This is a genomic window from Marinobacter sp. SS21 (assembly GCF_028369065.1).
GTDB lineage: Bacteria > Pseudomonadota > Gammaproteobacteria > Pseudomonadales > Oleiphilaceae > Marinobacter.
Window position 1 is genome coordinate 105,953 of record NZ_JAQNDA010000004.1, and the last position, 13,815, is coordinate 119,767.

Annotated in this window: 16 protein-coding genes; 3 read left to right on the forward strand and 13 right to left on the reverse strand. The window is 62.8% G+C overall.

The annotated features are described in order from the left end of the window. Nucleotides 1-23 precede the first annotated feature (23 nt). From N6L25_RS06925 to N6L25_RS06940, 4 genes are all read right to left on the reverse strand, one after another. Nucleotides 24-866: a pirin family protein gene (locus N6L25_RS06925; RefSeq protein WP_271979066.1), complete on the reverse strand. Its 843-nt coding sequence runs from the start codon at nucleotides 864-866 to the stop codon at nucleotides 24-26. A gap of 29 nt (nucleotides 867-895) precedes the next feature. Then, a complete protein-coding gene (locus tag N6L25_RS06930) occupies nucleotides 896-1,498 on the reverse strand; it encodes an FMN-dependent NADH-azoreductase (protein ID WP_271979067.1) in 603 nt (200 codons plus the stop codon). A 148-nt stretch (nucleotides 1,499-1,646) separates the two neighbouring features. Then, a complete protein-coding gene (speD, locus tag N6L25_RS06935; protein ID WP_271979068.1) occupies nucleotides 1,647-2,438 on the reverse strand; it encodes an adenosylmethionine decarboxylase in 792 nt (263 codons plus the stop codon). Nucleotides 2,439-2,779: 341 nt separating this feature from the next. Next, a complete protein-coding gene (locus tag N6L25_RS06940; protein WP_271979069.1) occupies nucleotides 2,780-3,202 on the reverse strand; it encodes an OsmC family protein in 423 nt (140 codons plus the stop codon). Between the two features lie 358 nt (nucleotides 3,203-3,560). Here N6L25_RS06940 and crp point away from each other — a divergent pair, with 358 nt between their 5' ends. Next, the gene (crp, locus tag N6L25_RS06945; RefSeq protein WP_091811031.1) at nucleotides 3,561-4,202 is read left to right on the forward strand and encodes a cAMP-activated global transcriptional regulator CRP; all 642 of its coding nucleotides are present in this window, start codon (nucleotides 3,561-3,563) and stop codon (nucleotides 4,200-4,202) included. Between the two features lie 21 nt (nucleotides 4,203-4,223). Here the strand turns inward: crp and N6L25_RS06950 are convergent, their stop codons facing one another. The 8 genes from N6L25_RS06950 to N6L25_RS06985 all read right to left on the reverse strand — a co-directional run bounded on the left by N6L25_RS06950 (nucleotide 4,224) and on the right by N6L25_RS06985 (nucleotide 10,971). Beyond that, the gene (locus N6L25_RS06950; protein ID WP_271979070.1) at nucleotides 4,224-4,826 is read right to left on the reverse strand and encodes a DUF938 domain-containing protein; all 603 of its coding nucleotides are present in this window, start codon (nucleotides 4,824-4,826) and stop codon (nucleotides 4,224-4,226) included. A gap of 25 nt (nucleotides 4,827-4,851) precedes the next feature. Then, a complete protein-coding gene (locus N6L25_RS06955; RefSeq protein ID WP_271979071.1) occupies nucleotides 4,852-5,760 on the reverse strand; it encodes an alpha/beta fold hydrolase in 909 nt (302 codons plus the stop codon). 96 nt (nucleotides 5,761-5,856) lie between these two features. Further along, on the reverse strand, nucleotides 5,857-6,933 hold the full coding sequence (gene modC / locus N6L25_RS06960; RefSeq protein WP_271979073.1) for a molybdenum ABC transporter ATP-binding protein: 1,077 nt from the start codon (nucleotides 6,931-6,933) through the stop codon (nucleotides 5,857-5,859). Further along, nucleotides 6,930-7,610 (reverse strand): molybdate ABC transporter permease subunit, encoded by a 681-nt coding sequence (gene modB / locus N6L25_RS06965; protein WP_442915219.1) that lies wholly within the window; start codon nucleotides 7,608-7,610, stop codon nucleotides 6,930-6,932. The genes modC and modB overlap by 4 nt, the downstream gene beginning before the upstream one ends. Next, a complete protein-coding gene (gene modA / locus N6L25_RS06970) occupies nucleotides 7,607-8,422 on the reverse strand; it encodes a molybdate ABC transporter substrate-binding protein (RefSeq protein ID WP_271979077.1) in 816 nt (271 codons plus the stop codon). Before modA ends, modB begins: the two co-directional genes overlap by 4 nt. Before the next feature lie 79 nt (nucleotides 8,423-8,501). After that, nucleotides 8,502-8,879: a winged helix-turn-helix domain-containing protein gene (locus tag N6L25_RS06975; protein ID WP_271979078.1), complete on the reverse strand. Its 378-nt coding sequence runs from the start codon at nucleotides 8,877-8,879 to the stop codon at nucleotides 8,502-8,504. 82 nt (nucleotides 8,880-8,961) lie between these two features. Then, complete coding sequence (locus N6L25_RS06980; RefSeq protein WP_271979080.1) at nucleotides 8,962-9,903, reverse strand: alpha/beta fold hydrolase; 942 nt, start codon at nucleotides 9,901-9,903, stop codon at nucleotides 8,962-8,964. A 141-nt stretch (nucleotides 9,904-10,044) separates the two neighbouring features. After that, nucleotides 10,045-10,971 (reverse strand): sterol desaturase family protein, encoded by a 927-nt coding sequence (locus tag N6L25_RS06985; RefSeq protein WP_271979081.1) that lies wholly within the window; start codon nucleotides 10,969-10,971, stop codon nucleotides 10,045-10,047. Between the two features lie 89 nt (nucleotides 10,972-11,060). Between N6L25_RS06985 and N6L25_RS06990 the strand changes: the two genes are divergently transcribed. Both N6L25_RS06990 and N6L25_RS06995 read left to right on the forward strand, forming a co-directional pair. Beyond that, nucleotides 11,061-12,152, forward strand: coding sequence for a helix-turn-helix domain-containing protein (locus N6L25_RS06990; protein ID WP_271979082.1), 1,092 nt, complete (start codon nucleotides 11,061-11,063; stop codon nucleotides 12,150-12,152). A gap of 73 nt (nucleotides 12,153-12,225) precedes the next feature. Further along, nucleotides 12,226-12,678 carry a YbaY family lipoprotein gene (locus N6L25_RS06995; RefSeq protein WP_271979083.1) on the forward strand — a complete coding sequence of 151 codons (453 nt, stop codon included), beginning with the start codon at nucleotides 12,226-12,228 and terminating at the stop codon, nucleotides 12,676-12,678. Between the two features lie 7 nt (nucleotides 12,679-12,685). Here N6L25_RS06995 and N6L25_RS07000 read toward each other — a convergent pair whose 3' ends face one another. Further along, nucleotides 12,686-13,435 (reverse strand): glutathione S-transferase family protein, encoded by a 750-nt coding sequence (locus N6L25_RS07000; protein ID WP_271979084.1) that lies wholly within the window; start codon nucleotides 13,433-13,435, stop codon nucleotides 12,686-12,688. Nucleotides 13,436-13,815: the final 380 nt, after the last annotated feature.

The following is a 13,815-nucleotide window of genomic DNA, read 5'->3' on the forward strand; positions in this document are numbered from 1 at the left end:
CGTTGCTTGGACGCGTGGTCGCATCAGGTGAGTCGTCCATCGCGATAGTCCGCCAGCGCCTGCTCGATCTCTTCCCGGCTGTTCATCACGAACGGCCCGTACTGCACGATGGGTTCGGCGATGGGCTTGCCGGCGATCAGCAGCAGGCGGGCGCCGTTCGGGCCACCCCGCAGGGTCAGGCTGTCGCCGGCACCGAGAAGGGTGGCGGCGCTTCTGTGTAGCTCGTCGCCGGCCAGCCGGGCGTTGCCTTCATAGAGGTACAGCAAGGCATTGAGTTCGACATCCAGCGGCAGGCTCAGCTCGCCGTTGGCGTTCAGCTCGATGTCCAGGTAGACCGGCCGGGTGCTGCCGCCGTTGACGGCGCCCCGATGGCTTTGATCGTTCAGCACCAGGCTGCCGGCAATCAATTTGATGGCGCCGCCATCGAAGGTTAGCCGCGGAATTTCCTCCGCCTGGATGTCCCGGTAGCCCGCCGGCTTCAGCTTCTCTGCCGCGGGCAGGTTGAGCCAGAGCTGGAAGCCGCGCATCATGCCTTCGTCTTGCTGGGGCATTTCCGAGTGGATGATGCCCCGGCCGGCGGTCATCCACTGCACGCCGCCGTTCTTCAGGTTTCCCCGGTTGCCCAGGTGGTCTTCGTGGAGCATGTGCCCTTCAATCATGTAGGTCACCGTCTCGAAGCCGCGATGGGGGTGGGCCGGGAAACCGGCGATGTAGTCCGAGGCCTGCTCCGAGCCGAACTCGTCCAGCATCAGGAACGGGTCCATGCGCACCGCCTGACTTTGGCCCAGGGATCGCTTGATGCGTACACCCGCGCCGTCGGAAGTTTCCATGGCGGGGATGATCTGCCTGATGGTACGTTCGGTCATGTCACACCTCCTCTTGGACCGGCTGAGCGTTAGGCGGTCAGCGTGTCAATATGGCTATCGGCCTGGTCCAGCGCCTCGGTCTTCCTGTCGTCACCCATGTTCAGGCCCTCGGCATAAATGAACTCAACACTCTTGAGGCCGAAAAAGCCCAGGATGGTGCGCAGGAACGGCGTTTGGCTGTCGTTCGGGGTGCCGGCGTAGATGCCGCCGCGGGCCGCCAGGACGTACACCGGCTTGTCTGCCAGCAGGCCTTTCGGACCGTTTTCGGTGTAGCGGAAGGTGACGCCGGCGCGGGCGATGTGGTCGAAATAGGCTTTCAGAACCGAGGGTACGCCAAAGTTGTACATGGGCACGCCCAACAGCACCGCGTCTGCCTGTTTGAGCTCTGCAATCAGCTCGTTGGAGTAGGCCAGCACCTCGGCCTGTTCCGCCGTCGCATCGTCCTGGGCCGCCAGGAAGGCGCCAAAGCGTTCGGCGTCCAGATGGGGCACCGGATTCTTCGCCAAGTCGCGAAGGTGGACCTGGGCATCCGGATACTGACGGGTCAGCTTGTCCAGGGTCTTGGCGACCAGCTGAGAAGATTGACCGTTTTGACCAAAAATACTGGTGGTGATGACGAGGATGTTTTTCATGGCTGTCTTGCTCCAAGTTCTGTGTTGTCAGGCTATGGAGCTATTAAACGGGGATCAGCCGGGAGATGATATCGGAGAGATTTGGGCAGCTTGCTCAAAAAAACTGAATAAGCGGTGAGCCGGCGTGGGCTCACCGCTGCGGCAGGGGTTATTCCACGTTGCGGGAATAGAAGATTTCCAGCATTTCCCGCTTCAGGCGCTCTTCGATGGACTGGGCCAGGGCCGGATCGAGGTCGCTGGCGTTGACCCCGAACACGTAGTTGTCGAGGTTGAACTCCTTCAGCATCATCTTGGTGTGGAACAGGTTTTCCTGGTACACGTTGACGTCGATCATCTGATAGGCGTTCTGGGTGTCCTCGGTCAGATAGTTCTGGATCGAGTTGATGTCGTGGTCAATGTAGTGCTTGGTGCCGTCCACGTCGCGGGTGAAACCGCGCACCCGGTAGTCCACCGTGACCACGTCCGAGTCGAAGCTGTGAATCAGGTAGTTCAGTACCTTCAACGGCGAGATCAGGCCACAGGTGGACACGTCGATGTCAGCCCGGAAGGTGCTGATGCCCTCGTGAGGGTGGCTCTCCGGGTAGGTATGCACGGTGACGTGGCTCTTGTCCAGGTGAGCGACAATGGTGTCCGGCAGCGGGCCCGGGGATTCCTCGTTGTTGGCTTCAGGGCCGGTCACCTCGTGCTCGGCGATCAGCATGGTCACCGAGGCGCCGTGGGGCTCGTAGTCCTGGCGGGCGATGTTGAGGATGTTGGCGCCGATGATCTTGACCACGTCGGATAAAATCTGGGTCAGGCGTTCGGCGTTGTACATCTCGTCGATGTAGTCGATATAGGCCTTACGCTGCTCTTCGGTCTGTGCATAACAGATATCGTAGATATTGAAGCTCAACGACTTGGTCAGATTGTTGAAACCGTGTAATTGAAGTTTGGTTTCCATTTCAGCCCCCCCAATGATGGAGATGAATGACAATGACGCCGCCACCAGGGCGTGTCACCTCGGCCGCCACCGATTACTGACCGGATTCGAGGCTGTGTAAAAACCATTGTGCCTGGCCAGGCTAGCCGGCACTCATGGCGTTATTACTCAGCCTCCGTTGATCACCTTTTGCGCAGACCGGCGGAGAAGGGTGCGTATTATGCACATCGAATATGGTGTTGGATAGAGTTTAGAAAAACATTTTAACCGCCGTCATTCCGGCGGCTGGAGCGTGGTCGGGATGGCCCCGGTAACGCGTTGTTTTTCCGGGCCAATCTGTGCCCGAAACCGCAGAGGAAATGTCAGGCGGGGGCGTGGATTTCGTAACTGTGGGTGATCTCGACGCCGGCCTGTTCCAGCATGATGGAGGCGGAGCAGTATTTCTCCGCCGACAGGCTGACCGCGCGCTTGACCTGGTTCTCTTTCAGGTTGTTGCCGGTGACAATGAAGTGCAGATGGATCTTGGTGAATACCGCGGGAACCGCGTCGGCCCGCTCGGCTTCCAGTTCGGCGCGACAAGCGGTGACGTCCTGTCGGCTTTTCTGGAGGATGCTCATCACATCGAAGGACGAACAACCGCCCAGACCCATCAGCAGCATCTCCATCGGCCGAGGGCCGAGGTTGTTGCCGCCGTGATCGGGAGGCCCGTCCATCTGAACGCCGTGGCCGCTGCCGCTGGTGGCTTTGAAGCTGGCGTTGCCGGTCCAGTCAATGGTCGTCTTCATCTGTAGGGTCTCCGCTGTATCAGGCCAGCGCCGGATGCTAGCACATTTGCCCGGCCCCGACACCGTTTCGGAATTGGCGCCGACCCGGGCGGGAAGTCGCCGGGCTCCCTTCTCGTGAACAACTGTTCTATACTCCCTCAGGTTGCCGAAAAATGACCATCTTGTTATAAATTGCGTGGTTATACGTTGCGACGCCGAGGTGCCAACAAGAGCACTGTGGGCCGCCCAAACACCGTTCCTGCTCGAACCGTTCCGCGAGCACCCGGTGGCCCGATGAAAGAAAGCGAACCCGCAAGGAAAGCAGGGCACATAAAACAACACCGGGACCCGCCAGCATTAAGGAGGCATGACTCGCACTATGGCCACTATCGTCAAGCCGGTTGAGCAAAAGACCAAACATCTGGATTATTTTCTGTCGCAGTGCCATCGCAGGCGCTACCCCGCGAAAAGCACCATCATTTACGCCGGCGACAAGAGTGATTCCCTGTTCTATATCGTCAAAGGGTCGGTTACCGTCATCATTGAAGACGATGATGGCCGGGAAATGATCATGGCCTACCTGAACGCCGGCGACTTTTTCGGCGAAATGGGGCTGTTTGACAACATGGATTCCCGCAGCGCCTGGGTGAAGGCCAAAAGCGAGTGCGAGGTGGCGGAAATCAGCTACACCAAATTCCGTGAGATCGCCCAGCAGGATCCACGGGTGCTGTACTTTATCGGTGAACAGATGGCCACCCGTCTGCGCCAGACCACCCGCAAGGTGGGCGACCTGGCGTTTCTGGACGTCACCGGCCGGGTGGCCCGCACCCTGCTGGACCTGTGCAAAGAGCCTGACGCCATGACCCATCCCGACGGCATGCAGATCAAGATTACCCGTCAGGAAATCGGCCGTATTGTCGGCTGCTCCCGCGAAATGGTGGGCCGGGTGCTGAAGACGCTGGAAGATCAGGGTCTGGTGCAGGTCAAAGGCAAAACCATGGTGGTATACGGCACCCGCTAACGTTCACCGTCTCCCCGCCGGTCAGCCATCCAGCCTGCGCCATACCAGCAGGCGGTTGTTGGCCGGCATCTCGATGTCTTGCTCCAGAACCATTCCCACCTTGCTGGCCAGCGCGGTCAGGTCGTCGATGTCCCGTATCCCCATGCTGGCCTTCTGGCTCCGCAGGTACTGATCGAAGGCCTGGTTGGAGGCGCTGGTGAAATGGCCGTGGACATTGAACGGGCCATAGAGGCAAAACACACTCGCCGGCACCAGCAGCCGGGCAACGCCCCGGAACATGGCTTCAACCTCGGGCCAGGCCATGATATGGGCGGTGTTGGCGGAGAACACCGCCGCGGCGGCCGTCACCGGCCAGGAGCTGGCGCTCACATCCAGCGCCAGCGGGGGGCGGATATTGTCCCGGTTGGCTTCGGCCAGCCAGGGTAGGCAATAAGCCTCCGCGCCGGGCTGATCGCTGGGCTGCCAGGTCAGGGTCGGCAGGGCTTCGGCAAAGCACACCGCATGCTGGCCGGTGCCGGTACCGATTTCCAATACCAGGCCGGCTTCGGGCAGCCATCGCCGTAACTGAGCCAGGATGGGGTGCTTGTTGTTCTCGCAGGCCTGGGAGAACGGCTTGTCGGTCATCCCGGTGATCTCCGTGTCGGGTGGCTCAGGCGCGCGGACCGAAAGCGCGGTCAAGTTCCCGGATAAAACGAATGGGTTGGTCCAGTATAGGCATGTGCCCGCTGTTCTCAAACATCACCAACCGGGAGTCTGGCAGCAGCTCGTGCATCCTGGCCTGGCCCTGCCAGGGATACATTTCCGAGTGGCGGCCGGTGATGATGGTGGTCGGCACCTGTAGGGAAGGCAGTAACGGCAGGAAATCGTAATCCCGTTCGGCGTAGGCACGCAGATGCTGGTACATGGTGTACCAGTTTTCCACCGGCACCAGCTGGTGGGCAACGGGCGGCCAGCGACTCAGACGCTGCGCACTCCATTTCATCCAAGGTCGGCTCAACGCCTTTGCCAGGAAACTGCCCAGATGCTCGTAAAACCGTTCCTTCTCGGCTTGCGGAAAGTCCTCGAAGCGGCTGCTGCGATCGGCGCCGGCGAGAAAGTCCAGGGTCGGCTGCCAGTCACGAATGCGCGCCGGGCCGTCTTCACCGAACAGGCCCCAACGCCAGTCCGAGCCATGGGATACCCTCGGTGCCTGGTCAATGTGCAGGTAATGGCGAACCGCATCCGGGCCAAACAGTTCAAGATAGCGCAGCGCGGTAGTGGCGCCAAGGGAGATGCCGCCGAGGCGCACATCGCCGTCAGGGCAGTAGTGCTGGATTACCGCGTGCAGGTCCTGGGCATGGCTGCTGACAACGCAGTCGTCGCTGCAGTCCAGGCGCGAGGAGCGGCCGAAACCCCGCAGGTCCGGCAGTATGAAGCGGTAGCGATGGGCCAGAGGCACTATCAGTGGCATCCAGTGCAGGCTGTCCATGCCGAAGCCATGGACCAGGATCACCACCGGGCCCCGACCGATCTCACGGACGTACAGCTTGCGATTATCGTGGGTGGTGATGCGCGCCATAAGGGGACTCCTGCATGATGGATTGGCTGCAGGCATGGTACGTGGCCTCCCAGCTCACGACCACGGAGGCTTAGGCCAAATGACGGGTGTAATGGGTCACTCGACAATGGCTACCGATTTGACCTGCAGCCACACCGGTTGTTCCGGGCTCAGCTCCAGGCGATGGACGGAACGGCTGGTGAGGCGGGCCAGTATCGGGGTGGGGCCCAGGGCAAGGCGTACCAGCGTCATGGCCGGATGCGCCTCGGTCGCCAGCTGCCTGACGGTGGCTGGCAGCAGGTTCTGGATGCTTTGATCCGGGTGCGCGGCCAGGGCAATACTGACGTCCCGGGCCAGGATTCTGAGCCGAATAGGCTGGCCGATGTCGGTGCCGGGCTGGTCCCGGACCCACAGGCTGCCGCCGGCGAATTCGGCCCGGCACAGGTGCCAGCGCGGATCGCTCTCGCGGATCACCGCCGGAATGATCACCCCGGCGTCTTCCTCTTCGGCCAGCGGCAGATCCAGCCGTGACAGGATCTCGTTCAGCGGCCCCTGGGCCAGTACCCGACCATGGTCCATTAGCACCAGGTGATCGGCCAGACGGGCCATTTCATCGGGCGAGTGGGTAACGTACAGCACCGGGATGGCGAGCTCGGCGTGCAGCCGCTCCAGATAGGGCAGGATGTCCAGCTTGCTCTGCCGGTCGAGGCCGGAGAGCGGCTCGTCCATCAGCAGCAACCGAGGACTGGTGAGCAGTGCCCGGGCGATGGCGACGCGCTGGCGCTGGCCGCCGGACAGCTGGTGCGGACGGCGTTCCAGCAGATTGCTTAAACCTAGCCAGACTACCGCCTGGTCGAAGCCGATGCGACGCTGGCCGCGAGGAACCCGGCGGTAGCCGTAGTTGAGATTGCCGCGTACGGTCAGATGCGGGAACAGGCTGGCCTCCTGGAACACGTAGGCCAGCGGGCGCTGATGCACCGGGCGCCGGTGGTGGTTCTGTTGCCAGCAGTCGCCATTGACGCTGACATGGCCGTGCGCCGGTTGCAGGCCGGCCAGGCAGCGCAGCAGGGTGGTCTTGCCGCAGCCGGACGGGCCGTAGATCACCGTCACCCCTCGGCCTGGCAGGGTCAGGTCGACGGCCAGGGTAAAGCGGTCGTGGTGACTGGTGAGCGTGGCACGAATGTGGTCGTTCACGGTCGCCACTCGCCGCCGCCCAGGCGACCGTTGATCAGGTACAGGCACAACAGCACCAGGAAGGCGAAGGCGATCATGCCGCCGGCCAGCCAATGGGCTTGGGCGTATTGCAGCGTTTCGACGTGGTCGTAGATGGCCACCGATAACACCTTGGTTTCGCCGGGAATGTTGCCGCCGATCATCAGCACCACGCCGAATTCGCCAATGGTGTGGGCGAAGGTCAGTACCGTGGCGGTGAGAAAGCCCGGTCGTGCCAGCGGTATGGCAACGGTGAAAAACCGGTCCCAGGGTGACGCGCCCAGGGTGCCCGCCACCTCCAGCATGCGTTCGCCGATGCCGGCGAAGGCGTTCTGCAAGGGCTGGACGGTGAACGGCAGCGAATAGATCACCGAGGCCACCACCAGACCCTCGAAGGTGAAGGGCAGGGTGCCCAGACCGAGGCTCTGGGTGAACTGGCCCACCGGGCCAGACGGCCCCATCAGGATCAGCAGGTAAAACCCCAGTACGGTGGGCGGCAGTACCAGCGGCATCGCCACAATTGCCGAGATCGGCTGGCGCAACCAATGCCGGCTGCGGGCCAGCCACCACGCCAGGGGTGTCGCCAGCACCAGTAGTACCACGGTGGTGGTGGTGGCCAGTTTGAGGGTGAGCCAGACCGCTTGCCATTCTGCGGTCATGGTCGCCAACCGTGTTCTGGTTCTGGTTCTGGTTCTGGTTCTGGTTCTGGTTCGGCGTCGTAGCCGTGTCGGCGAATGATTGCCCTGGCCGGTTCGCTGCGCAGGAACGCCAACCAGGCTCTGGCCGCCGGGTTGTCCTGGCCACGGCGCAGCAGTACCGCCTGCTGTACGATGGGCTGGTATAGCTCGGTCGGTATCGGCCACAGCGATCCGCTCGGCCCGGACCAGTTCTGCACCTGGGACTGCGCGACCAGGCCGGCCTCGGCGTTGCCGGTGGCCACAAACTGGAAGGTCTGGGCAATGGAGTCGCCCCGTACCAGCCGCTCCTGCAGCGCTGACCACAGTTGTAGCCGGGTCAGCGCCTGTTGGGCGGCGAGGCCATAAGGAGCGGTTAGCGGGTTGGCGATGGCCAGGTGGCCGTCGGTCAAGGTGGCCAGGTAGCGCTCACCGCGATCGGCCCGTCCCGGCTCGGCACTCCACAGCACCAACTTGCCGCGGGCATAGGTGAAGCGGCTACCGCCGACCGTCCAACCCTGCTGCTCGGCCAGTTGTGGCCGCCGCTGGTCCGCGGCCAGGAACACCTCGTAGGGCGCGCCGTGCGCGATCTGGGCGTAGAGGGTGCCGGTCGAGGCGAAACTGGCGCGCACCCGATGGCCGCTCTGCTGCTCGAATGCGGTCGCGAGCGCCCGGGTGGCGTCGGTGAAATTGGCGGCGACCGCAACCAGCACCTCCGCTGCCTGGGTGGCCGGCGTCAGCAGGAGCAGTAAAGCGGCAAGCGGATGCGCAAACAGGGTGCGAGCGGATGGTGCCATGGCGGGCCTTCGAGTGCAGCGCGTTATATACGAATGAATACAATGGTAGGCGTCATCCTACGAGCTTTGCAACTGCGGTTCAATGTTGCTCATCGGGGTGGGGCGAGTGGGTGAGCGCGGTCAGCGCCTCCAGTTCCGGGCTGGATTGCAGGCGCTGTTCGAAGTCGCGATACAGCTGCAACACCTGTTGGCCCGTTGCTGACAGGCGGGCGCCACCGCCTCGCTTGCCGCCGGTGGCGGTGTCCACCAGCGGGGAGCTGAAGCAGCGATTCATGGTGTCCACCAGCAGCCAGGCTCGTCGGTAACTCATGTTCATGCGCTTGGCGGCGGCGGAGATCGATTGGGTCTGGTCGATCTGCTCCAGCAGTTCCGCCTTGCCCGGTCCCAGCGCAATCGCCTCGCCCAATTTCAGGCGCAGTCGCGGAGTCAGGGTTGGCTTGCGCATGGGGTCAGGCATAACGGCAATCCCGGAGCGGATTTGGCAAACACAGTCATTCGCCAGACTAGACCGCTGGGCCAGGGTCCGGCAAGTCGGGGCGTCAGCCGCCGATCGGCGACATGGCGGGCCGGGATTGGGCGCTGGTCCGTGGCAGGCAGGTGAGCAGGTGCTGCCAGATTTCCCCGGCGTTGACCTCGTTGATCAGCTCGTGTCGGGCGCTGCTGTACAGGCGGAACGAGGCCACCGAGATCCCGGCTTGGTGCAGCGCCCGGCAATGCAGGCTCACGCCCCGGCCCATCTCGCCGACCGGATCGGCGCTGCCGGCAACCAGGTGCACCGGCAGATCCTTGCGCCACTGGCGCGGATCGATGCCGAGCATGCCGGTGACAAAATCGTACCAGAGCTGGGTGGTGCACTCGAACCCGCAATATGGGTCGGCCAGGTAGCGGTCGACCTGGTCCGGGTCGCGGCTCAGCCAGTCGTGGCTGGTGCGGGTGGGCTGGAACTTTTTGTTGAAAGCGCCAAAGGTCATGTCGCCAATCAGTTTGCTGTGGTGGCGCGGTCCCCGCAGTGTGCGCAGGGTGCCGATCAGCAGGCGCGAGGCGTGCAACTCGACACGGTGGATGCGGTTGGTGGCGCACAGCAGCAGGCTGTCGAGATGCTCGCCGTATTGCTGGGCGCAAGCCTGAGCGATGAACGAGCCCATGCTGTGACCAAACAGCGTGAGTGGTACCGCCGGGGCGAGGGTGCGGGCATAGCGGATGACCTGATGCAGGTCGTCCACCACTTTCTGCCAGCCATCACGGTCGGCGTAATGGCCACGTGCCTCAACCGGGCAGTGGGGGCCATGACCGCGGTGGTCCAGCGCCACCACCAGGATGCCCTGGGCGTTGAGCCACTGGGCCAGCGGTGCGTAGCGGGCACCGTGCTCAGCCATGCCGTGGGAAATCACCAGTACGGCTCGGGGCTGATCGGTACGCCAGGTCTTAACCGGAATGCGGTGGCTGTCGCTGGCAATCAGGAAGGTCTCTTGGTAACTCATGGTGGGCAGTCCGTTGCAGTGAAGGCACAGTTTAACACCTTCAGGGTCAGGGGGATGAGAACCGGGTTAATCAGAGGCTCCTTAAATTCCACCGCCGGCGCTGAGGGCCGGCGGCTGCTCCTGCCAGGCATCAGCGCTGGCTCAGTCCGCGTCCTGGCGGCGCCACTCCGGCGGGTGCCACAGGCGTCTTAGCCGCTCCAGCCAGTTTGTCGAGCGGGCCATGTCACGGAACAGGTCGACGTACTCGTGGGTCCACAGGGTGATCAGCCGGTTATCCGGAACGGGGGTGGTGATGCCGTACTCGGGCGGATTCTGGGTGTCTTCGGCGACGAAGGTGCCAAACAGTCGGTCCCAGACGATCAGTACGCCGCCGTAGTTATGGTCGATGTAGCACGGATTACGGCCATGGTGGACCCGGTGGTGGCTGGGGGTATTGAAGATCAGTTCGATGCCGCGCGGTAACCGGTCCACCAGGGTGGTGTGGATAAAGAACTGATACACCAGCGACAGCGCGTAGGCCACGCCAATCCACACCGGATTGAAACCGATCAGTGCCAGCGGCAGGTAGAAGATCCAGGCGCCATTGAAGATGTTGGTGGCGTTCTGGCGCATGGCGGTGGAGAAGTTCATCCGTTGCGACGAATGGTGCACCACGTGGGCGGCCCAGAACCAGCGCATGCGATGACTGCAACGGTGCATCCAGTAGAAACAGAACTCCACCCCGACAAAGGTCAGGGCGCCGGTTAGCCAGTTCAGTTCCAGATCCAGCAGTCGGTGGTGGTACAGCCAGGCGTACACCGGAAAGGCGATGATGCCGGCAAACAGCAGTTCGGTGATCTGGTAGCCGGCGCCGAGGGCGAAGTTGCGGATCGCCTCGGCCGTGTTCATGCGCTGCTGGTCGTGGCGGAGCTTCCGGTATTCCCAGCCAGCCAGCAGCAGAAACACTGGGGTGGCGAACACGAAGATCAGCTGGCGTTCGTCCAGGGCCAGCCACGGGGACAGGGCTTGCCAGAGTGGCAGCAGGCCACTTTGTTCCAGTACGGAAAGCATCATGTCGGTCAGGGTCACGGGGAGGGCCCTCTTGCAAATTTTGGGAATCGCCGAAGCGCACTGTTGTTGTTGATGTGCCTATTCTTGTGCTTTTATGTCGGTATTGATTGACGATTGACGACGCCATTTTGACCAAAGGCGTCAAGGCGCTCGACGGTGTGGCGGAAAACGAAGGAGGCGATGTGGCGGTCATCAGGGTGACTGGGGCTTGGGTGGGGCTGTTGTCTGACTGGCTCGACCGGGAAGGGATAGAGGCGCGCTCGCTGCGGGCGGCGCTGGCGCGTTGGGCCAGTGAGGAGAATGTGCCGGTGCCGGTGTGGCGGCAGATGCTGGTAGAGGCCAGGGCCCTGGTGCCGAATCGGGTGGCGCCGGAGTTGGCGATTGGCTCCGGGGTGAGCCCGGGGCATGTGGGGGTGCTGGGTTATCTGGTGTTGGCCGCGGACACCCTGGGCGAGGCGATGCTGGCGTACCAGCGCTACGAAACCCTGTTCTACGGCACCCGTTTGGCCGAGGTGGAACTGTTGGGGCGGGAAGCGGAGATTCGTTGGCCTCCGGCGGAACAGGAGCTGGGACAGCAAGCCGACGGTGTTGCCATCGCCGCCCTGGTTACCTTCCTGCGCCGGCAGCTGGACGAATCGCCGCCGCCCTCCGGTATCAGCTTCATGGGCTCGGTGAGTGACGCCGCCGCCGAGACCTACGAGGCTTTTTTCGATTGCCCGATCCGCTGGCAAGACAGTCACGTGCGGGTGCGATTTCCGGTGGAGTATCTGGCCATCCCCATGCCCCGGCGGGATCCTGCCCTGCGGGCGGTGCTTGATCGTCAGGCCCAGGCGCTGCTGCGGGCGTTACCGGCGAGCTCGGCGGTGGAACGTCAGTTACAGCAGGTTCTGTTGCGGCTGCTGGCGGAAGGGGAGCCGACCCTGGTTCGTGCCGCCGACGCCATGCACATGTCCGCCCGCACCTTGCAGCGCAAGCTGGGCAGCCATGGCCTGAGCTGGCAGCAGTGGCTGGACCGCAGTCGCGAACAGCTGGCGCGCCAGTACCTGGACGATGTCTCCCTGTCGTTGACCGATGTCGCCCTGTTGCTGGGGTTCTCGGAGCAAAGTGCCTTCACCCGCGCGTTCCGGCGCTGGACCGGCTGCTCTCCCGGCCGTGTCCGTCGCGCCGGCGCCGGGGCATTGCGCCCCGACAGCCCCTGAGGTAAAAGGTTGGGGCAAGCGGCTCGGGGCCGTGAAGCTGTGAGGCGAAGACCTGTGGAGGCAGAGGAAAGCTATGACCATGAGTGTGCTGGGACGTCACGTCCTTTTGCTGTGTCTGGCCTGGGGCTTGGTGGGCTGTGCCGGCGCGATCAAGCCGGTGTCGGCCCCGACGGTGGCTGCCGACCCCTATCGGATAACCGGGCAAGTGACTTACCGGGAGCGGATTGCGTTACCACCAAAGAGCGTGGTGACGGTGGTGCTGGAGGACATTTCCCTGGCGGATCGGGCGGCGGTCACCATGGCCGAGACGGTCATGGTCACCGACCGGAACCAGGTGCCGTTCAAGTTCCTGCTGGAGTTGGATTCCGCAGCGCTGCAACCGCGCCATCGTTACGCGGTGCGAGCGACCATTCACGATGTCCGCGGTCAGCTGTTGTGGACCACCGACACCGTGCATGCCATTGACCCCGCGCAGTCCGGGGCGGATCTGGGCGAGCTGGTGCTGGTGCGGGTGACCAGCCGCTAGTGGCGCCCTAAGCGGGTCGGGCGGCGCGGTGCTGCGAGTATAGCCGTTGCAGCGGCAACAGCGCCTGCTCCTGTTGAGCCAGCCAGGCCCGCATGGGCTCCGGCAGTTTGTCCTGGGCGGGCCAGGGCACCGGGTAGGGCTCCGGCTGGAACAGCGGCGCGAACAGGGCGGCGGCGGTCAGGTCGGCGCGGCTGAACTGGTTGCCCACCAGAAAGTCGGACTTCTGATAGGCCGTCGCCAGGTCCTTCAGCATCTGTTCCATGGCATCCCGCGAGGTGCGCGCGGTCTGTTCGTTGATCTTCATCCACTTGCGCATGATGTGCTCCAACCGGCTGAAACCCAGGCGGATCAGGTAGCGGTTGTAAAACGGCGTCCGGGCGGCGAGCATCGGCGTCACCAGCCTTGGGCGTTGCAACAGGTAATGGTAGCAGTAGCAACGCACCGCTGGCCCGGCGACGCTGTCCAGGCGCCGCTCCCATTCCAGCGCCCGTTGCCGCAGTTCCGGGTTGGTTGGCAGCAGCGGGGGCTCTGGAAAATGGCTGTCCAGGTAATCGAGGATGGCCGCCGAACCCTGTATCACCCGTGTGTCGTGCTCCAGCACCGGTACTGACGACTGGTCCACCAGCTGCTTGACCACTTTGATGTGCTGTCCCGGCAACAAATAGACCGGCTGGTATTGCACGCCCTTAAGGTCAAGCGCCCAGCGGACTTTCTCGCAGTAATGGGAGATGGCGAATTGGTAGAGTTTGATGGCCATGATTGTGGGCTCCGCAGCTAGGCATTGCATAAGAGTAATGTTTTTTCACGGATTTTATAAGAAAATCGGATTAAGGAGCCTCGGATTAACTCCGGATCGCCTCTGGCATTCAGAGCCATTCACAATCAAGGCGCGACTTTTTAGTTATGTCTGGACTTGGCAGTAATGTCTGGACCTTGCAAAAAGGCGCAACGCCGAGTGTGGATGGCTCTGAACGCCCCGCAGGGCGCGCTCTGAAGGCTGCACCTGCGGCGTTGCGGCTCTTGCCAAGGGCTAAGTTCTTTATCAAAACAGGGCCATTGGCGGCGAACCGCGTCTTGCATCTACAGCCTTCAGATCGCGCAGAGGCGATTCGGAGTTAATCCGAGGCTCCTTAAGAT